15 protein-coding genes are annotated in these 20,093 nt (G+C 62.6%); 3 read left to right on the top strand and 12 right to left on the bottom strand.

Features of this window, described 5'->3' with window-relative positions:
• Positions 1–99: 99 nt before the first annotated feature.
• The 5 genes from BW979_RS13745 to BW979_RS13725 form a co-directional block, all read right to left on the bottom strand.
• Positions 100–3,198 (bottom strand): error-prone DNA polymerase, encoded by a 3,099-nt coding sequence (locus BW979_RS13745; protein WP_197685216.1) that lies wholly within the window; start codon positions 3,196–3,198, stop codon positions 100–102.
• Positions 3,174–4,595, bottom strand: coding sequence for a Y-family DNA polymerase (locus tag BW979_RS13740; protein WP_076384029.1), 1,422 nt, complete (start codon positions 4,593–4,595; stop codon positions 3,174–3,176). The genes BW979_RS13745 and BW979_RS13740 overlap by 25 nt, the downstream gene beginning before the upstream one ends.
• Positions 4,596–4,602: 7 nt before the next feature.
• Positions 4,603–5,235 (bottom strand): translesion DNA synthesis-associated protein ImuA, encoded by a 633-nt coding sequence (gene imuA / locus BW979_RS13735; protein WP_047227809.1) that lies wholly within the window; start codon positions 5,233–5,235, stop codon positions 4,603–4,605.
• A complete protein-coding gene (gene lexA, locus BW979_RS13730; RefSeq protein WP_076384028.1) occupies positions 5,235–5,852 on the bottom strand; it encodes a transcriptional repressor LexA in 618 nt (205 codons plus the stop codon). Before lexA ends, imuA begins: the two co-directional genes overlap by 1 nt.
• Positions 5,853–5,928: 76 nt before the next feature.
• The gene (locus BW979_RS13725) at positions 5,929–6,969 is read right to left on the bottom strand and encodes an AraC family transcriptional regulator (RefSeq protein ID WP_047227807.1); all 1,041 of its coding nucleotides are present in this window, start codon (positions 6,967–6,969) and stop codon (positions 5,929–5,931) included.
• 206 nt (positions 6,970–7,175) lie between these two features.
• Here BW979_RS13725 and BW979_RS13720 point away from each other — a divergent pair, with 206 nt between their 5' ends.
• Positions 7,176–8,114, top strand: a complete 939-nt coding sequence (locus BW979_RS13720) for a SphA family protein (protein ID WP_047227806.1) — start codon at positions 7,176–7,178, stop codon at positions 8,112–8,114.
• Positions 8,115–8,253: 139 nt separating this feature from the next.
• Here BW979_RS13720 and BW979_RS13715 read toward each other — a convergent pair whose 3' ends face one another.
• The 4 genes from BW979_RS13715 to BW979_RS13700 form a co-directional block, all read right to left on the bottom strand.
• Positions 8,254–9,462 (bottom strand): DSD1 family PLP-dependent enzyme, encoded by a 1,209-nt coding sequence (locus BW979_RS13715; protein WP_172833822.1) that lies wholly within the window; start codon positions 9,460–9,462, stop codon positions 8,254–8,256.
• Positions 9,463–9,536: 74 nt separating this feature from the next.
• Positions 9,537–10,835, bottom strand: a complete 1,299-nt coding sequence (locus BW979_RS13710; RefSeq protein WP_172833821.1) for a D-arabinono-1,4-lactone oxidase — start codon at positions 10,833–10,835, stop codon at positions 9,537–9,539.
• Between the two features lie 115 nt (positions 10,836–10,950).
• Positions 10,951–11,322 (bottom strand): c-type cytochrome, encoded by a 372-nt coding sequence (locus BW979_RS13705; protein ID WP_047227803.1) that lies wholly within the window; start codon positions 11,320–11,322, stop codon positions 10,951–10,953.
• A 159-nt stretch (positions 11,323–11,481) separates the two neighbouring features.
• Positions 11,482–12,366: a LysR family transcriptional regulator gene (locus tag BW979_RS13700; RefSeq protein WP_047227802.1), complete on the bottom strand. Its 885-nt coding sequence runs from the start codon at positions 12,364–12,366 to the stop codon at positions 11,482–11,484.
• A gap of 129 nt (positions 12,367–12,495) precedes the next feature.
• Between BW979_RS13700 and BW979_RS13695 the strand changes: the two genes are divergently transcribed.
• Positions 12,496–14,139 carry a GMC family oxidoreductase gene (locus BW979_RS13695; RefSeq protein WP_076384025.1) on the top strand — a complete coding sequence of 548 codons (1,644 nt, stop codon included), beginning with the start codon at positions 12,496–12,498 and terminating at the stop codon, positions 14,137–14,139.
• Between the two features lie 207 nt (positions 14,140–14,346).
• Entirely contained in the window at positions 14,347–15,969 is a 1,623-nt protein-coding gene (locus tag BW979_RS13690; protein ID WP_047227800.1) for an MFS transporter, read from the top strand.
• 42 nt (positions 15,970–16,011) lie between these two features.
• Here BW979_RS13690 and BW979_RS13685 read toward each other — a convergent pair whose 3' ends face one another.
• The 3 genes from BW979_RS13685 to BW979_RS13675 all read right to left on the bottom strand — a co-directional run bounded on the left by BW979_RS13685 (position 16,012) and on the right by BW979_RS13675 (position 20,068).
• Entirely contained in the window at positions 16,012–18,489 is a 2,478-nt protein-coding gene (locus BW979_RS13685; protein WP_047227799.1) for a TonB-dependent siderophore receptor, read from the bottom strand.
• A gap of 101 nt (positions 18,490–18,590) precedes the next feature.
• Entirely contained in the window at positions 18,591–19,550 is a 960-nt protein-coding gene (locus BW979_RS13680) for a FecR domain-containing protein (protein WP_076384024.1), read from the bottom strand.
• On the bottom strand, positions 19,547–20,068 hold the full coding sequence (locus BW979_RS13675; protein WP_047227797.1) for a sigma-70 family RNA polymerase sigma factor: 522 nt from the start codon (positions 20,066–20,068) through the stop codon (positions 19,547–19,549). Before BW979_RS13675 ends, BW979_RS13680 begins: the two co-directional genes overlap by 4 nt.
• Positions 20,069–20,093 lie beyond the last annotated feature (25 nt).

Genomic DNA, 20,093 nt, shown 5'->3' with positions numbered 1-20,093 from the left:
CTCAGAGCTTCGAGCGCTGCGCTGGCGTTTGGTTTCATGGGCAGGTCATGATGCAAACCTGTCCGGGCTGGCGACATGCTTGCTGTGTGGCAGCCGGGTTCAGCGGAAATCGCGGCTATGCACCTGGATACCCGCCAGCAACTCGGTCAGGTCGCTCAGGCGGCCGGCGATCAGGTGACGAACCTCACCGACACTTTCCCAACGCCCGTCGACCCTGAGCAATTGCGAACCCACCAACGCTTTGCGTTGGCGCTCGGCCAGATCGCGCCAGACCACCACGTTGAGGTTGCCAAACTCATCCTCCAGGGTGACAAAAGTCACGCCGCTGGCCGTACCTGGCCGTTGGCGGCCGGTGACCAGCCCGGCGACGCTGACGTTGCGGCCATGCTCCACATCCTGCAGCTCCCGCGAGCTGCGACAGCGCCGGGCGCGCAGTTCGGGGCGCAGCAAAGCCAGTGGATGGGGGCCCAGTGTCGTACCGACGCTGGCGTAATCGGCGAACAGATTCTCCCCCACCGTAGGTTTTGGCAGGTCCACGGGCGGTTCTTCCTGGCTGGGCAAACCGGCGAACAAGCCCAGCTGTTTCTGTACCCCGGCCACCTCCCAGCGAGCGCGATGACGATCACCGGCCAAGCCCCGCAAGGCACCGGCGTCGGCCAGTTGCGCCTGGGCCCGGGCATCGAGTTGCGCGCGCTCGCCAAGGTCGGCCACGTCACTGAAGGGCCGATGCCGGCGGGCCGCTTCGATACGATGGGCATCCTCTTGGCGAAAGCCCTTGATCATGCGCAAACCCAGGCGAAGCGCCGGTTGTCGGCCTTCCATGGGTTCGAGGCTGCAATCCCAGTCACTGGCGCGCACGTCCACCGGGCGGATCTGCAACTGATGCCGGCGGGCATCCTGCAGAATCTGGTCCGGGCTGTAGAACCCCATGGGCCAGCTGTTGATCAGGGCACAGGCGAACGCCGCCGGTTCATGGCATTTGAGCCAACTGCTGGCGTAGGTCAGCAAGGCGAAGCTGGCGGCATGGGACTCGGGAAAACCGTAATTGCCGAAGCCCTTGATCTGTTCAAAGATCTGCGCGGCGAATTCGGCTGTGTAGCCGTTTTTCGCCATCCCCGCCGCCAGGCGTTCCCGATGCGGTTCCAGGCCGCCGTGACGTTTCCAGGCCGCCATGGAACGACGCAGCTGGTCAGCTTCGCCGGGGCTGTAATCCGCCGCAACGATGGCGATCTGCATGACCTGCTCCTGAAACAGGGGCACGCCCAAGGTGCGCTTGAGCACTTCTTCCAACGCTTTGGAGGGGTAAGTCACCGCTTCTTCCTTATTTTTACGCCGCAGATACGGGTGCACCATCCCGCCTTGGATCGGCCCCGGTCGCACGATGGCCACTTCAATAACCAGGTCATAAAAGGACTCGGGTTTGAGCCGAGGCAACATCGCCATCTGTGCGCGCGACTCGATCTGGAACACGCCAATGGTGTCGGCGCGGGTGATCATCTCGTAAGTGGCCGCGTCGTCCTTGGGCAACGTCGCCAAGGTGTAGTGCTGGCCGCGGTACTGCGCGATCAGATCAAAACATCGACGAATTGCGCTGAGCATGCCCAAGGCCAGGATATCCACCTTGAGCAACCCGACCGCGTCCAGGTCGTCCTTGTCCCACTGGATGATGGTGCGCTCGGCCATAGCGGCGTTCTCCACCGGCACCAGAGTGTCCAGAGGCTGTTCGGAGATCACGAAGCCGCCAGGGTGCTGGGACAGATGCCGGGGAAAACCGATCAGTTGTTGGGTCAGGCTCAGGACCCGGCGCAACACCGGGCTGTCCGGGTCGAAGCCACCTTCGCGCAGGCGATCCACTGGCGGCGCCTCGTCACTCCAGCGCCCACAACAGTCGGCCAGCGCGTTGACCTGATCCGGCGGCAAGCCCAAGGCCTTGGCGACGTCCCGCACCGCGCCGGCACCGTGGTAGCTGCTGACCACTGCCGTCAATGCCGCACGATGGCGGCCGTAGCGCTGGAACACGTACTGCAGCACTTCTTCACGACGCTCGTGTTCAAAATCGACGTCGATGTCCGGCGGTTCGTTGCGCTCCCGGGACAGGAATCGCTCGAACAGCATGCTGGTCTGGCTCGGGTCGATTTCGGTGATCCCCAAGGCGTAGCACACCGCCGAGTTGGCCGCTGAGCCACGCCCCTGACAAAGAATATTGCGGCTGCGGGCGAAGCTGACGATGTCCTGTACGGTGAGGAAATAGCTGTCGTAGCCCAGATCGGCGATCAGAGTCAGTTCTTTATCGATTTGTACCCGTACTTTGTCTTCCACACCCTTGGCCCATCGCTCGCGCATACCGCGTTCGGTCAATTCCCGCAGCCAGGACGCTGGATCATGCCCCTCAGGCACCAGTTCACGGGGGTATTGATAACGCAGTTGGCCAAGGTCGAACGTACAGCGCCGGGCGATGTTCAACGTTTCGTCGAGCAAGGCGCGCGGGTAGATTTCGGCCAGGGCCGGGAGACTGCGCAGGTGGCGCTCGCCGTTGGGGTGCAGGCGCTGGCCGGCCTCGGCCACCGTGACGTGGTGTCGAATGGCGGTCATGGTGTCCTGCAGGGCGCGCCGGCCGCGCACATGCATGTGCACGTCTCCCGTGGCCACGGCTGGAAGGTCCAAACGCTCGGCCAGCGCCAGCAAGTCCGCCAGCCGACGCCGGTCGTCCTGCCCGCAATGCAACTGGACCGACAGCCACAAGCGCTCGGCGAATATCTTCCGCAACCAGCGCCCCTGCTCGTCGAAATCGTTGTCACCGGGCACCCACAACACCAGCAATCCCGGCAAGGGCTCGTCGAAGTCTTCTCGCACGATGCGATAGCGACCTTTCTCGCTGCGGCGGCGGGCGCGGGTGATCAGCCGGCACAAGGCTTGATAGCCTTGCAGATTCTCCACCAACAGCACCAGTTTCGGACCGTTCTCGATCTGGATCTCACTGCCGACGATCAAGTGCAGGTCCAGCTCCCTGGCAGCCTGCCAGGCTCGGACAATCCCGGCCAGGGTGCACTCATCGGTGATTGCCAGGGCCTTGTAACCTTGTTGTTGCGCACGACGGCACAGCTCCAGGGCGCTGGAGGCACCGCGCTGGAAACTGAAGTTCGACAGGCAATGCAGCTCGACATATTCGATGTTCATGCGAACCAGCCCTGCAGCCACAGCGGGCCACCCTCGCCCACCGGTCGATAGGCCCAGCCCCGTTGGCCCGCGCGGGTTTCGATCAGATAGTAATCACGGCGCACGTCGGCGCCGTCCCACCAGCCGGACTCGATGCGCTCCGGGCCCATGAGGATTCGCGCCTGGCTCTCCTGCAAGGCCTGGGGTTCGTCCAGCAGCCAGCCGGGACGCCGGACGCCCTCGCGCACCGGACATGCCTGGGGCTGGCGCTGAGAGGTCATCTGCCAGGCACATTCAGGCCGATGGTCATCGCGAAACCCCAGGCCCTGCACTGCGTCGTCCCCCAACCGGGCCCGCAGCCGCTCGCGCAATTGCTCCCAAGGCAAGGACTGTTGAGGACGCTCGTCGAACAGCTCCAGGCGTTGGGGCACGAAACTGGGCAGGTCTTCGGCACACAAACGAAAGCCACGTACCGGTGCCTCGACCTGCACCTGTTCCAGCCGACCACGGGCCAGTTCGAAAAGCATCGCAGGATCCCGCTCGGCGCTGAGCAAGCCGACCTTGATCAGCGTGTCCGGCAACCCGGCGTGTTCCAGGTGCAGGTCAAAGCGTTGCACGCCGCTGTCGCGACCGCACAGGAAAGCCGAGAGATCACCGGTCAACCGGCGCAACGGAAACAACAACGCCTGGTGGGATTGCACGTCGTAATTGAGCTCGATGCGCACATCGAAACGGTCCGGCGGCAGGTAAAACGACAGCGCCAGGGTGCGGCAGCCCGTCAGCGCATCAAGATGCTTGAGCACCTGGGCCTCAAAACGCCGCGCCAGGGTGTGTCGGGGCAAGGCCTGGACCTGGCTCAACTGGCGCAACCCCATGCGTGACAGTGCCGTGGCGACGTCGGGTTCCAGGCCGATACGCTCCACCGGCATCTGCCCCAGGCAGGCTTGCAGGGTTTCAATATCGGGCACCACCAGGGCGTCGTAGGCATTGGCCAACACCCGCGCCGCCACCGGGTTGGGGGCGGCGACAATGCGATGCCGGAATCCCAGTTGCGTCAGCTCGGCCCGCAGGCGCTTCTCGAACACCGGCCAGGGGCCGAACAGGCCCAGGCTCGACTCGATCTCGAACACCACCGTGCGCGGGTAATGCACGCTGACCTGGGAGCTGAAACGGTAGGCCCAGGCCGCCAGGAACTGTTGCCAGTGTTCGATCTGCGCCGCATCGTATTCGGCCGTGGCAAACCCTTTGCTCAGGGCCTGGGCGGCCGTCATGGTCTGGCCGGGGCGCAAACCCAGGGCCCGTGCCGGGTCATTGACCGCTTGCAGGACCCGGCGCTGGGCCGGACCGGTCAACAGCGCCAAGGGCTCGTCGGGATCGGGACGCTGACGCAGCGCGGCGTCCAGCGCCAGTTGCGGGAAGAGTATGCAGACCCAGCGCATCGCAACCTCAATGCTCGGTCGGTGTGCTGAGCGTGGCGAAGGCAATCGGCGTCGAACGGGCCAGCCCGCCCCGGCACTTGAGCACCCGCAATTGCCCTGGCCGGCCATCGATGGCGATGCGCAGGGCCGCCGGCGAGGGGTTGATGGCTTCCTGAATCGAGCGCCAGGCGAACGCCAGGGTCTGGCCGGTTTCCGCCGCCACTTGCAAGCGGCGCAGGGCGCGATCATCAGCCTGGCGGGGCCAGCACAGCACCGCGCCACAACTGCCCGAACGCAGGCATTGTTCGGCGGCCCACAAGGCATCGCGCTCATCGGCCCGGATCACTGACAACTGGCGCAGGTCCACCCCAGCGTTCTGCCAGGCCTGCGGATAGGGCACGAATGGCGGCGCCACCAGCACGATCCGCTCCCCCGCCGCCGTCAGTCGCGCCAAGGTTGGCCAGACCAGTTGCAACTCGCCCACGCCCGGCGCGGCGACCAGCAGTTCCGTCAACGCCGCTTCCGGCCAGCCACCGCTGGGCAACGCCGCGTCCAGGGCCGCATGACCGGTGGGCTGCGGGCTGGCAGCCGGGGGCGCGGGCCGGCCCTTCCAGACCTGGCCACCGTTGAACAGCGTGTCCAGCGCAACGACAGCGCCCATCAGCCTTGCCTCAGCAAGCCACAGAACACGCCTTCGATGGCCAGGTCCTGGTCGGCTTCGACAATGATCGGCTGGTAGGCCGGGTTGCGCGGCAGCAAACGTATCCGCTCGCCGATTCGCTCGAAGCGCTTGATGGTGACTTCACCGTCCAGGCGCGCCACGACGATCTGGCCGTTGGAGGCCTGGGGCGTACGCTGCACGCCCACCAGGTCGCCGTCGAGAATGCCATCCTCGATCATCGAGTCCCCCTGGACCCGTAGCAGGTAATCCGGCGCCTTGGTGAACATCGCCGGCTCGAGCATCAGGCGACTGTGGACCTCGGCATCCGCACCGATCGGCAGGCCGGCGGCCACCCGCCCCAGCACCGGTACGTCCAGCAGCTCGGGACGCGGCGGCTGGTTCAGCAAGCGGATACCCCGGGCCTGATGCGGATTGACTTCGATGAAACCGGCTTCGGTCAACGCCAGCACATGCTTGCGCGCCACGCTGCGGGAGGCGAAACCGAACGCCTCGCTGATTTCAGCGAGGCTGGGGGGCTGGCCCTGCTCGGCGATGCGTTCGCGGATGAAGGTCAGGATGGCGGTACGGCGGGGGGTGAGAGTCGTCATGGAGTACATTTGTACTCTTGTCGGTTTTTTCTGACAAGCACCGCCAGTCAGTCAACCACAGGGAGCCGACCATTGACCGTCCCGGCTAAGCCGGTGTCGACCCCTCGGTCCGAAACGCGCTCGGGCTCATCCCGGTCCAGCGCCGGAACGCCCGGCGGAAACTGCGCACATCGCTGTAGCCGACCTCTTCGGTGATGCGCTCGATGGACCAGTCGGGGTTGGCCAGCAGGTTCAGGGTCCGGCCACGACGCACCTGTTCCAGCAAGGCTTCGAAGGTCAGGTTGTGCTCGGTCAAGCGTCGGCGCAGGGTGCGGCTGCTCATGTTGAGGTCGCTGGCGATTTTCTCGATGTGGCTGCCACGGGTCAGGTCCCGGGCAATCGCCCGCTCCACCGCCTGGATCAGATCGATCTTGCGATGGACCTCAGTGGCCTCCTGTTCCAGCAAGGCCAGGGCCTGACGCAAGGCCAGCGGGTGATGGTTGGGCAGGCGTACGCCGAGCCAGCAGGCATCGATCAGCATGCGATTGTGACGACAACCGAAACGCACATCCGGCCCCAGGACCCTTTGGTATTCCTGGGCATAAGACGGCGCAGCGTGCATGAACTCCACGGCCTGGGGCCTGAAGTCAGGCCCTGCCAACGCCCTGCCGTACACCATCAGGCTGGCGAAAAACTCTTCGACCGCAAAGACCTGGACCTCGGCAAAAGGCAGGCGGCAAGTCGCCTCGACCATGATCCGGTCACTGGCCTCTTCAACACTCGAGACTGCGATACCGCCGGTGGTGTGTTGATACCGAATCCCCAGGGCAAAGACATCGCGCAGGGTTTCGCACAGCGACAACACGTGGCCCAGCAGGCCCAGGGTACCCAATACATTGCGATCGCCAACCCACAAGCCCAGGCCCCGATCAGGCAACAGCTTGAGCGCCCGCTGGATCATGACCACGGCCTGGCGATAGGAAATCCGCTGGGCAGGATCCTGCAGATCGTCGAGCCCGAAACCAAGGCCGCGACACAGGCTGGCGGCATCGAAACCCTGGTCTGCCACCACGTCGGCCAAGGTTTGCAAAAGAAACGGCGACACCAGCGCCAGTTCATAGGTCGGGTCGATGACTTTCATCTGCATGGGCGGGTTCCGGGGTACGTTAGGCGGCGTTTTTGTAACCGGTTGTTTCATAAACGTTAGCATGACCCAGCGTATAGAGGGGCACAAAAATCTGGCCGCCCATGTCCCCTGTGTGGCCGCCAATACCCTGCCCTACCGGCGGCGAACGGCTTATTTGTATGGCTCGGACCTTTGGTGCATTTCCAACAATAATAATGAGCCCCCGCATGAACCCGACCCGCACGACATTCGCCTTGCAACTGACCCTCGGCCTGGCCTGTGCCCTGCCGGCCCTGGCCACCGAAACCGGAGTCGATAACATCGGCACCGGCACCGACGGTTTCTTCGTGTTGCCGCTGGACGTCGACAACCTTCCCGACCACATGTTTGCGTTCAACCTCTACTACAACCATTACAAGGCCAGGAAATTCAACATCAGTTCGTTGGGCGGCGAAGTCCCGGATGTCGAAATCGAATCCACGGCGGTGGTCCCCCGGATCGATTACCTGAGCCCTTTGCGGGTGGCCGGTGGACGCCTGGGTATCTACGTTGGCCAGCCCTGGATCAAACAGGAAATCTCGGTGTTCGGCCTGCAGGACACTCGCGAAGGCATGGGCGACACCACCATTTCGCCCATCGTGCTGTGGGACATGGGCAAAAACCTGACCCTGGCCGCCGCACTGGAAATCACCGTGCCGACCGGCGAATACAGCACCGACCGCCTGGCCAACACCAGCACCAATTTCTACACCTACAAGCCGCTGTTTTCCTTCACCTGGTTGCCCACGGAAAACACCGAGGTGTCGATGAAAAGCACTTACAGTTTCAATCGCGAGAACAAGGACACCGACTACCGCTCAGGGCAGATTTTCCACTTCGATTATTCCGCCAGTTACCGGCTGACGGACAACGTGATGCTGGGGCTCAACGGTTACTACCTCAAGCAGACCACCGACGACAAACAATACGGCCGCACCGTGCAGTTCGCCGGTCAGGACGTGGATGACGGCGTGCGCGGCCAGGTGTTCGCCATCGGTCCGGCGCTGCACCTGACCTTTCTCAAATACGCCAGCGCCGAGATCCGCTGGGCCAAGGAGTTCAACGTAGAGAACCGCCCCGAAGGCGAAATGCTCTGGGCCAAGATCAGTATTCCGTTTGCGTTGTGAACGCTCTATTCGGTTCCGGCAGGCTCACCAGCAATCCCTTGTGGGAGCGAGCCTGCTCGCGATAGCGGTGGATCGGCCTACATTGATGCTGAATGTACCGCCGTCATCGCGAGCAGGCTCGCTCCCACAGGATCCGTCGTCAGTTATAGACCGGCCACATCTCGACTATCCGCCCTCCGCGCACGGCCAGCAGATCACCGAACTGCAACAGCACCGACTCGCTCTGGGTCGGTCGTAGGAACACCTGGTCCTCCACCGCCAGCCCCACCGTTTCAGAACCATTGACCATTTCCTGATTGGAGCTGCGACCGTAGAGGTCGTTGTGCTTCAAGCCTGAGGGTGATTCGAGATTGGCCATCCAGTTGCCGCCGTAGATGAAAAAAGTCCCGCGCTGGTTCACGTCCCACCAGGAAAAAATCCGCGACTTGTCGTCCAGCGCGGGGATGTTGACCGGGCCGGTGCGCTTCAAGACAGGCGTGGCGATGTAGGCCGCCGGAACGTGCTCGCTCAACGATGGCAGGTCGTAGTGGCTGGGTTTGAGCATGGCCGTGCCCACCGAGACTTCACTGCTCAGTTTCTCCCGTTCGTGCAAGCGATAGCTGGGGCTGCCGGCGGTGTTGAGGGTCAGGCCAGGATGCCAGAGGTCGGGGTAGCGCAGACGCACGAAATCCACCCGTGCGGTGTAGATCGCCATGACCCGCGCCAGCAGCTCCTGAGGGGTTGCCAGCAGCTCGGGCACGCCCATGCCCACGAACGGGTCGTAGCCCATGAACCCGGCAAATTCCAAGTGCGTCGGGTTCGCCCGGATCAGCTTGAGCATCGCCTCCAGCGTGGCATCGTCGGCTACTCCGCCCCGGTGCAGGCCTACATCCAGTTCGATATTGATCCGCAAGCGAGTACCAAGCCCCTGGGCCAGGGCCCGGTATTGCTCAAGCCGTTCAGGTGTGTCCAGCAGCCACTGCAACTGGCGTGACGGATCGAAGGGTCCTTTGTGAAGCTCATAGAACAACGCGGCGCTGCGCACTGGGAGAGGTTTGCCCAGCAAAATATCAGCCGTGGGAAACTGCAACGCATCGTGGTTGAGAAACGGTTGGTGGAACGACATCAACCGTCGAGTCTCGGCTCGCTGGCCAATGTAGTTCAACAGCCCCGGCGATGGCAGGGACTTCTCCACCAAGCGCAGCTGTTTGCCGGCGCGCCGGACCGAGGCCATTACCACGTCGATGTTGTGATCGAGTCGGTCCAGGTCAATCAGCATCACCGGTCGCATGGGACCGTGGGCCTTGAGTTCCCGGTTCAACTGGCGGAAATAATCGCTGTACGGCCCGCCCTGGTCCCGCGGTCGCAGCCAGGCACCGACGCCGGCCAGCAACAGTCCGGCGCCCACCGTCCCAGCCAGGAACCCTCGACGATTGAAACCCATCAGCTCGCTCCCAGAATTGTTGAAAGATGCCCGTTGAGGAATTTTCCGCCAGGGTCCAGGGCCTGGCGCACCTGGGCAAACTCATTCCAGCGTGGGTAGAGCGCCTGGAGCGTCCTGGCGTTCAAGGAATGCAGTTTTCCCCAATGCGGGCGCCCCTGGTATTTCCAGAAGACCGGCTCGATGGCGGCGAAGAAATTGTGATGGTCCATCTGGTAATGCTGGTGCACGGAGATCGAACAACTGTCGCGGCCTTCGAACATGCTCAGGGCGATGTCGTCGGCCTTCACGTAGCGGTATTCGATGGGAAACCAGGTGCGCAGGTCTTTGTCGCGGATCAGTTTGAGGATTTCCCGCAGGCACGCCGGACCGTGTTCAGCTGGCACCGAATATTCCATCTCGTTGAAGCGCACGGTGCGCGCATTGGCGTAGATGTCGTGGGAATCGCCAACCCGATCCTCGAAGTCGGCCACCAGTCGCAGGCTGTTGAGCAACGTGCGCCGGATCGTCGGAAAGTCGCTGCCATACTTGTCGAGCTTTTCGATCAGGGTGACGAATTCGTTGCCACCCTCCTCCTCGGGGCTCACCGGTGCAGTGGCCGGATCGGTGGTTTCGTTCAAGGCAATCGACAACGCATAGTCGGAATGGGTGACCACCTGCATTTCCCAATGCTGGTTGTCCCGAGTGTTGGTGTCCAGGTCCTCGAGCAACTCTTCGGTTTTCGCCACCCACTGGCGCTCGCGCAGCCGATAAGCAGGACGGTTCTGCAAACGCACACGGGTCACCAGCCCCAGCGCACCCAGTGACACCCGCCCGGCCTTGAACACTTCGGGATGGCGGTTGGCATCGCAATCAAGCACCTCGCCGCCGGCCGTCACCAGTTGCAGCCCGACCACCTGCGCCGAATACGAACCGAATGCCTTGCCGGTGCCGTGGGTCGAGGTGGCGATGGCCCCGGCCAGGGTCTGGTAATCCACGTCGGCCATGTTCGGTAGCGCCTGACCGATGGCCTTGAGCGCTGGGCCCATGCGCGACATGGGCGTGCCGCCACCGAACTCAGCCTGCAGGCTGGCGACATCGTGATCCAGCAGACCGCTGAAAAAACTCAGCGACAGCAAAGTCCCGTCCGTGGGCACCAGGGCGCTGAAGGAATGGCCTGAACCCACCGGACGAATCCGCCCTTCGGCGCGGGCCACGATTTGCACCAGTTCATCCAGATTCTTGGGAGCCAGACGCGCTCCCGGCAGGCAACTTTGCGCACCGGACCAATTGCGCCACGGAATCAGTCGCGGGGCGCGCATCAACTCGGCCAGGGCGCCCTGGCTGCCCAGCGCCGTGAAGGCCGCGACAGCGGCGGCCCGTTGCAGCCACTGGCGCCGTGAATAGTCCATGGTCATGCCGTCGTTCCCCTGTTGGTCATTGCAATGGCTGGCCGGACATGAAGCCGATCAGGGCCAGGAACTGCTCTTCGGAACAGTGCATGCACAGCCCCATCGGCGGCATGCCGTTGTAGCCGTTGATCGTGTGATCAAGCAGGGTGTCGCTGCCCTGGGCCACTCGCGGCGCCCAGGCGTTGGCGTCGCCGGTCAGGGGCGCTCCGGCGCCGGGGTTGGCGTGGCAGAGCTTGCAACTGCTGTCGTAGATTTGTGCCAGCGCTCCGTCGGCGGGCACACTCGTTAAGGCCCTGGGCGGGCTCGTTTTGGCCTCTTCGCCGCAACCGGCGAGCAATACGCCAAGCGAAAGAATCGCCGCGGCGTGAGTCCAGGCTGAAGACGTTGGTACCGACATGGGGCCCCTCTTGGTGGCGCAATGAGCACGCCTTTATTGTGTTGGGTCAGACAGACTCACACTAAGGCACGCCCGCGCGTTGGCTTGAGGTCATTGGGGGCCATAAAAGGGGACTTGGGCGGCCAGCGCTGGATGATCGATGGCCAGGGACATTGGCGATCAGGGCAGCAGCAGCCCCTGCTCGCGCTCGCACAACTGCACCACATAATCCCAGAGCACCCGCAGACGCACGGATTTGTGCAGTTCGCGACGGGTGCTGATCCAGTAGCTGCGGCGGAGGGTTTCATCGGGCAGTAAGGGGACCAGGGCCGGGTCGCTGCTGGCCATGTAGCAAGGCAGTACGGCAATCCCCAATCCCGAGCGTGCAGCCTGTTGCTGGGCGATGACACTGGTGCTGTGGAACACCACCCGAGGGTTGCGGCAAAAGCTGTTGAGAAACATCAGTTCCTGGCTGAACAGCAGGTCGTCGACATACCCGATCCAGGCATGGCGGGCCAGGTCTTCGCGACTGCGCAACGGTGGCGAGCGGTCCAGGTAGGCCTGGCTGGCGTAGAGCGCCAGACTGTAGTCGGTGAGCTTGCGGGTCACCAGCAGGTCGGCCACCGGGCGTTCGAGGTGAATGCTGATTTCCACTTCGCGGTTGAGGATGCTGACAAAACGCGGCACCGCCACCAACTCCACCTCCAGTCCCGGATAGCGCTGGAATAGACCCTCCATGCGGCTGGCTAAAAACATGATGCCCAGCCCTTCCGTCACCCCCACGCGGATCTTGCCCAAGGGCGCGCTGGACTGGGTGATGTCCTCCTGAGCCAGTAGCGCCACGTTTTCCATGGCTTCGGCGTGCTTGAGCAACGATTCGCCCGCGGGGGTCAGTTCATAACCCTGGGCATGCTGGACAAACAACGCAGTGCCCAGGCTTTTCTCGATGGCTTCGATGTGCCGGGCCACAGTGGCATGGGTGGTGTTCAGGCGTCGTGCGGCCGTGAGCAAACGGCCGCTGCGTTGCAGTTCCAGAAAGTAGCGCAGGTCATTCCAGTCGAACATGGGCCATCCTTGAACACGCCTGAAGGCAGGACTGTTTAAAAACGCACAGTGGTTGCGCAAAAACTAACATTCTTTTGACGAAACCTAACAACTAGGATGCATCCCACAAGAACAAAAATGAGGTCGCGAATGCAATCTGTCGTCGATGAATACGATTACGTGATCGTGGGCGCCGGCCCTGCCGGATGCCTGCTGGCCAACCGGCTTAGCGCCAACGCGCAGCACCGGGTGTTGTTGCTTGAAGCGGGCGGGCGCGACAACTATCCGTGGATTCACATCCCGGTCGGCTACCTGTTCTGCATCGGCAACCCGCGCACCGACTGGTGCTTCAAGACCGAGGCGCAAGCGGGTTTGCAAGGGCGCGCACTGAGTTACCCACGGGGCAAGGTGCTGGGTGGCTGCTCCTCCATCAACGGCATGATCTACATGCGCGGCCAGGCCGCGGATTACGACAGCTGGGCCGCCGAGGGCAACCCTGGCTGGGCCTGGAAAGACGTGCTGCCGTTGTTCAGACAGAGCGAAAACCACTTTGCCGGAGACTCCGAGCTCCATGGCGCCGCCGGGGAATGGCGGGTCGAACGCCAGCGCCTGTCATGGCCGATTCTCGATGCGTTTCGCACCGCCGCCGAGCAGAGCGGTATCCCCAGCGTGGACGACTTCAACGGCGGCGACAACGAAGGCTGCGGCTATTTCCAGGTCAACCAGAAAGCCGGGGTGCGCTGGAACGCGGCCAAGGCCTTCCTCAAACCGGTTCGTCAGCGCCCCAACCTCACGGTAATGACCGATATCGAAGTCGACCGCGTGCTGTTGCGTGACAACCGGGCCCACGCCGTCAGCGCCCGTTGGCAAGGCAAAGGCATGACGTTCAAGGCGCGCAAGGAAATCGTGCTGTGCGCCGGCGCCGTCGGCTCGCCGGGTATTTTGCAGCGCTCGGGAATCGGTCCGCGCAACCTGTTGCAACGCCTGGGCATTGGCGTGGTTCATGAGCTGCCCGGCGTGGGCGGCAACTTGCAGGACCACCTGCAACTGCGGCTGATCTACCAGTTGGAAAACGCCCGTACCCTGAACCAGATCGCCGGCACTTTATGGGGCAAGATGGGCATGGGGCTGCGCTACCTCTATGATCGCAGCGGCCCGCTGTCCATGGCCCCCAGCCAACTCGGCGCGTTCGCCCGCTCGGGGCCGGAACAGACCTCGGCCAACCTCGAATACCACGTGCAGCCCTTGTCGCTGGAACGCTTTGGCGAACCACTGCACAGTTTCCCGGCGTTCACTGCGTCGGTCTGTGACCTGCGTCCGCAAAGCCGTGGCCGGGTGGACATTCGCTCAGCCAACCCGCACGAGGCGCCGCTGATCCAGCCCAACTACCTGAGCCATCCCGAAGACTTGCGGGTCGCCGCCGACGCCATCCGCCTGACCCGACGCATCGTCGCCGCCCCGGCGTTGAGCGCCTTCAAGCCGGTGGAATACCTGCCGGGACCAAGCCTGCAAACCGAGGAAGAACTGCACCAGGCCGCCGCCCGTATAGGCACGACGATTTTCCACCCGGTGGGCACCTGCCGCATGGGCCTGGACCGCGACGCGGTGGTGGATGCGCAACTGCGGGTTCACGGCATCAACGGCCTGCGCATCGCCGACGCCTCGATCATGCCGCGCATCACCTCGGGCAACACCTGCTCGCCCACGCTGATGATTGCCGAGAAGGCGGCGCAGATGATCCTCGAGGCGGACATCCGCAGCACCACGCCCCAAAAGGAACCTGCCACGGTCTGAAGAACAACAGAATCCCCCTGTGGGAGCGAGCCTGCTCGCGAAGGCGGTGTATCAGCTCACGATGATGTCGACCGGCATACCGCTTTCGCGAGCAGGCTCGCTCCCACAAGGAGAACCCTTTGAATTCAAGGTATGCAGCAAAACAGGAGACGCTGTACCGGCGTCGACAGTGGAACAACAAAAACAATCACTGTGAGGGATACCCAAATGTCTGAACATGTTCAGTCCCTGGAAGCCACGCGCAGCGCCGGCACCAGCCAGGAAACCCAGAAAGTCATCTTCGCCTCGTCCTTGGGGACGGTGTTCGAGTGGTATGACTTTTTCCTCTATGGCGCCCTGGCGGCGGTGATCAGCAAGCAGTTCTTTGCCGGGGTCAACGACACCACGGCATTCATCTTCGCCCTGATGGCATTCGCCGCCGGCTTTATCGTGCGGCCTTTCGGCGCACTGGTATTCGGACGGCTGGGAGACATGATCGGACGCAAATACACCTTCCTGGCCACCATCGTACTCATGGGCCTGGCGACGTTCTGCGTCGGCCTGTTGCCCAACTACGCCAGCATCGGCATTGCCGCGCCCATCATCCTCGTGGTGCTGCGCATGCTCCAGGGCCTGGCCTTGGGCGGTGAGTACGGCGGTGCTGCCACCTACGTCGCCGAACACGCGCCGATGGGCAAGCGCGGTTTCCACACCAGCTGGATTCAGTCCACCGCCACCCTCGGGCTGCTGCTTTCGCTGCTGGTGGTACTGGGCTGTCGTTATTTCACGGGCGATCAGTTCGAAGTCTGGGGCTGGCGCATTCCGTTTCTGCTGTCGATCGTGTTGCTGGGCATCTCCACCTGGATCCGCCTGAGCCTGCATGAATCGCCGTCCTTCTTGAAAATGAAAGAAGAAGGCAAGTGCTGCAAGGCGCCGATCCGCGAATCCTTTGGTAAGTGGGAAAATCTCAAGGTGGTGCTGATCGCGCTGTTCAGCATCAACGCCGGGCAAGCGGTGACCTTCTATGCCGCGCAGTTCTATGTGCTGTTTTTCCTCACCCAGTTCCTGAAGATGGATCCGGCCCTGGCCAACAGCCTGCTGATCGTTAGCGTGGTCATCGGCGCACCGTTCTTCATCTTTTTTGGCTGGCTGTCGGACAAGGTCGGGCGCAAACCGGTACTGATGATTGGCCTGTTGCTGGCGACGGCGTTGTACTTTCCGATCTTCAAGACACTGGCCCACTACGCCAACCCGGCCATTGACCTGGCGAGCCGTCAGGCGCCGATCACCGTGATCGCCGATCCGGCCACGTGCACCTTCCAGTTCGACCCGGTGGGCAAGGCCCGTTTCGATAGCCCATGCGACAAGGTCAAGACCTTCCTGGTCAAGCAAGGCCTGCCCTACAGCAGTGTCGCGGCGCCGGCCGGCAGTGATGTGCAGGTCAGCGTCGGTGATGTGAAGCTTGAAGGCTACGACGAAGCCGCCCTGCGCGGCGCGGTGACCCTGGCGGGCTACCCACAACAGGCCGATGCCCAGCAGATCAACCGGCCGATGATCGTGGCACTGATCGTGGCGCTGATCATCATTTCAGCCATGTGCTACGGCCCACTGGCGGCGCTGATGGTCGAACTGTTTCCCACTCGGATCCGCTACACCTCCATGTCCCTGCCCTACCACATCGGCAACGGCTGGTTCGGCGGTTTCCTGCCCACCGTGTCGTTTGCCCTGGTGGTCTACACCGGGGACATTTTCTACGGGCTGTGGTACCCGGTGATGATCACCGGGGTGAGCCTGGTGGTGGGCATGATTTGCCTGCGGGAAACCCGGAACGTGGACCTGGATAAAAACTGAGGGCAAAACCGTGGCGAGGGCGTTTGTTCCCTCGCCAGCGGATCAGAAGTGCGCCTTCAGAGTCATGGTGAGGTTGCGCGGCTCACCGTAATAGTTACCGAAGCTCTCGGTCCCGATGGTGCTGTAGTAGCGCTTGTCGAACAGGTTGTTGCCGTTGAGGGCCAGCGACCAGGTGTCATCAATGCGGTAGCCGACGCGACCATTCCACACGGCATAACCGGCCTGGGTGATCTTCTCCCCCGTCGCCGGCGATACCCGGAAATTGTCGCTTTGGGCATTGACCCCCGCACCGACGCTGAACCGTTCGAACGCCCCACCCAGGGCATAATCGCCCCACAGACGCAGCACATGACGCGGCACATAGCTGTTGAACGAGCCGCCGTTGAGGCTGGTATCAATGTCGTTCAGGGTCTTGGTCTGGGTGTAGGTGTAACCGGCAAGCAGTTGCAGGCGCTCGATGACTTCACCGCTGATCTCGGCTTCGAAACCCTGGGCGCGAACCTTGCCGGCGTTCTCGTAGCAGTAACCGTCCGAGGACGCACAGCTTGAGTTGTAGTCGGTCTGGGCCTGGTCTTTCTGCAACGTGCGGAACAGGTTGAAGGCGCTGTTCAGGCGTCCCTCGAACCATTCGCCCTTGATCCCCAGCTCATAGCTTTCACCCACCAGGGGCTTGAGTGCCGAACCGCTTTCGGAACGGTAGTTGCCTTGGGGCGTGAAAATGTCCGAGTAACTGGCGTAGGCCGTCAGGTGTTCGTTGAGATCCAGCAACACGGCGGCAAACGGGGTGACCTGGCCTGTCTCCGTGCTCTTGGCGTGTTCCGAACCGCCGGTGAGGAACACCGAGTCGGTCTTGGAGTTGTACCAACTCACCCGGCTGCCCACGACAAACGTCAACGGGTCCGCCAGTTTCAGGCGCAGGGTCGAATACAGGCCTTGTTGCCGGGTGACGGTTTTCACCGGGCCACCGCGCGTTGAGTTCTCGATGAAGTAACTGTCATCCGGTTCCGGAATGTGTCGATCCGGATCGAATACGTTCTGTTGCTGCGGCAGGAAGGCGACCGAGAAAAAATCGTCCTTGTCCGAACGGCTGGCGTTGAAGCCGACGATCAATTCATGCTGCTGCCCGAGGGCGTCGAACTTGCCGTCCAGATAGGCGTCGAGGCCGTAATCGACCTGGTCATAGTCGTACATGCTGCCCAGCACATTGGTGGTCGAGACACCCGGCGTCACCGAGCCGGATGCAAAGGCGTATTTGATGTCCTGGGTGTTTTTCGTATAGACACCGGCCACCTTCACGGCCCAGTCGTCATTGAGTTGATGCTTGAGATCGCTGAACACCGTGGTCCGCTGGCTACGCCAAGTGTTCCACGACGGATCCAGGCAAGTAGAGCGACTGAGTTTCAAATCGCTGCCATCCCTGTAGCGCGGCTGCCCGCCCCAGCAAGGACTCGCATCGACATCCTCATAGGCCAGGCCCAGGCCGAGGGTGGTGTCGGGCGTCAGGTCGAAGTCCAGGGCACCGTAGTAAATCTGGTCCTTGCGCCGAGCATCGTCGTAGAAATAATGCCGGCTCTGTTCGGCGATCACCGCCCTGCCCCGCAGGGTGCCGGAATCATTCAGCGGGCCACCGGTATCGACCTGCCCGCGGTAGTTGTCCCAGGTGCCGCCCGAGAGGCTGAGTTCGGTCTGGGCCGTGGCCTGGCCGCGTTTACGGACGAAATTGACGCCACCGGACGTGCCGCCGGCGCCCTTCATCATCCCGGCGGCACCGCGCAGGACTTCGACCCGATCGTAATACGCCATGTCACTGCTGAAACTGTCGGCCTGGACATAGCTGTTGCCCATGTCCAGCGGAACACCGTCGTATTGATACTGACCGGACATCCGGAACCCACGGGAGTAGAAATATTTGCCGCCCATGGTCGAGTCGTAGACGGTAATGCCGGGCGTTTTTTCCATCACTTGATCAATGGTGTTCAGGTTCTGGTCATCGAGCATCTTGCGAGTGATCACTGTCACCGATTGCGGCGTCTCGCGCAGGGAGTGCTCGCCTTTGCCGATCGTGACCGCCCCCGTCGTGTAGGAGCCACTGTTCTCGGTGGTCGCTCCGAGCATCTGCGCCTCGATGGTGGTTGCTCCCAGTTGCATGGCCGAACCGTTGGCGGGCACGGAGCGCAGCACGTACGTGCCGTTGGCCTGGCGGTCGGCTTGCAGGCCGCTACCGCCAAGAATGCGGGCAAATCCATCGCCCACGCCGAACGAACCTCTCAGGCCGGGCGATTGCAGGCCCTGGAGTTGCCGGGCATCAAACGAAATGGCGACACCGGCGGCACTGGAGAACCGGGTCAGGACATCCACCAGGCTGCCGGCCCCGATATCGTAGGCCTGCACCGAACGCTGCTGCGCCGAGGCACCTGGAGCCGGACTGGCATTCACGACCCCGACGCTGCCGGTCACGGCTGCCAGCAAGCCGATTTTCACTGCAAACACCAGACGACCTGGCGCGCTTACCCAAGACATGCTTCCCCTCCCCCAAACGGTCGATAAAAACTCACTGAGGAAGAGCCGAACGATGGAGATAAAAAGTGCAGGACAGTGTTCTTTTTTATCGCGCCGCCACGTCAGCGCTGATCGCCGCTCGATACCCGGACCCAAAATCGGCTGTAGCGGGTCACGCGTAACGAAAAGCCACTCTCCAGCGCCGCCAGGGCGAGATCGGTGTTATCGACGGGAAACACGCCGGAAACCTTCAAGTCGGCAATGGCCGGATCACAACGCAACACGCCGTTGCGGTAACGCGACAGTTCATCCAGCAGCACCGCCAGAGGACGGTCAATGGCGATGATGCTTCCCTTCTGCCAGGCACCGACCGACACATCGTTGCCGCGCAGCGTACCCAGCGACCGGTCATTGAAATCCAGGCGCTGGCCGGCTTCGACGCGCATCCTCGAGCCAATCGTCGGGAGACTCACCTCGACCGCTTTTTCAAGCACCGCCACCTCACCGCCCCGCGCCTGGCCTCGGACGATAAAACGCGTGCCCAGCGCAAGCACTTCGACATGACCGGTGATGACCTTGAAAGGCCGCTGCAAGGGATCGATCGCCGTCGTGACGAGGATCTCCCCCCACAACAGCTCCAGTAGCCGCTGGCGCCCATCGAAACGAACATTGACCGAGGTGTCGGTGTTGAGCAGCACGGTGCTGCCGTCCGCCAGCTGAAACTCGCGGCGCTCGCCCACTGCGGTGCGGTAATCGCAAAGCAGGTTCTGCGTAGCCTGGCTGCGCCAGCCCAACCAACCCAGGCCGCTGGCGGACGTCAGCAACAAGGCGCTGCGCAATACCTGGCGACGGGATCGATTGTGGCGTTCGCTCAAGGTCGGTGCCGCCAGGGGGCCCGGCACACTCGCCATCTGTTCAGCCACCGCTGTCATTCGTTGCCAGGCCTGGCTATGCAGCGGGTCTGCGCTCAGCCAGGCATTCCACCCGGCTCGATCCGCGTCGGTCGTGATGCCGGAATGAAGCCGGGCGTACCACTGCGCCGCCACACGGATGGCTTGCAACTCTTCGGCTGGCAGGTTCATGAAAGTTGCAATTGAATCTGCATCAGGCAGCAATGTTCCATGGCCTTGGCCATGTGGTTATTCACCGTACGTACGCTGACGCCCAGGCGCTCGGCAATTTGCGGGTAGGTCAGGCCGTCGAACTGCGACAGGATGAACGCCTGCCTGACTCGCGGCCCCAACCCCAGCAGCAAGCGGTCGATCTCCATCAGGGCCTGGAGCAGGATGGCCTGTTCTTCCAGCGACGGGTGCTGCTCTTGCGGCATGGCGGCCAAGGCTTCGAGGTAGGACTGTTCCAACGAACGGCGGCGAAACAGATCGATCAACAGCCCCTTGGCGATCATCGACAGGTACGGTCGCGGCTCACGAATATCCAACGCGGAGCGAGCCTTGATGACGCGCACGAAGGTATCCTGGGTCAGGTCCGCGGCATCGAAAGCATTGCCCAAACGCTTGCGCAGCCAGCCTTGGAGCCAACTGTGATGATCACTGTACAGAACGTCGACGGCACTGCGTAAGGACAGATCGTTGGCGGGCATGGCAATGGAATAATTCGCGACTGAT

This window comes from Pseudomonas sp. A214, assembly GCF_900156295.1.
GTDB classification, from domain to species: domain Bacteria; phylum Pseudomonadota; class Gammaproteobacteria; order Pseudomonadales; family Pseudomonadaceae; genus Aquipseudomonas; species Aquipseudomonas rhizophila.
Note: the sequence above shows the minus strand (reverse complement) of the source record. Positions and strands in the feature narration are given on the sequence as shown.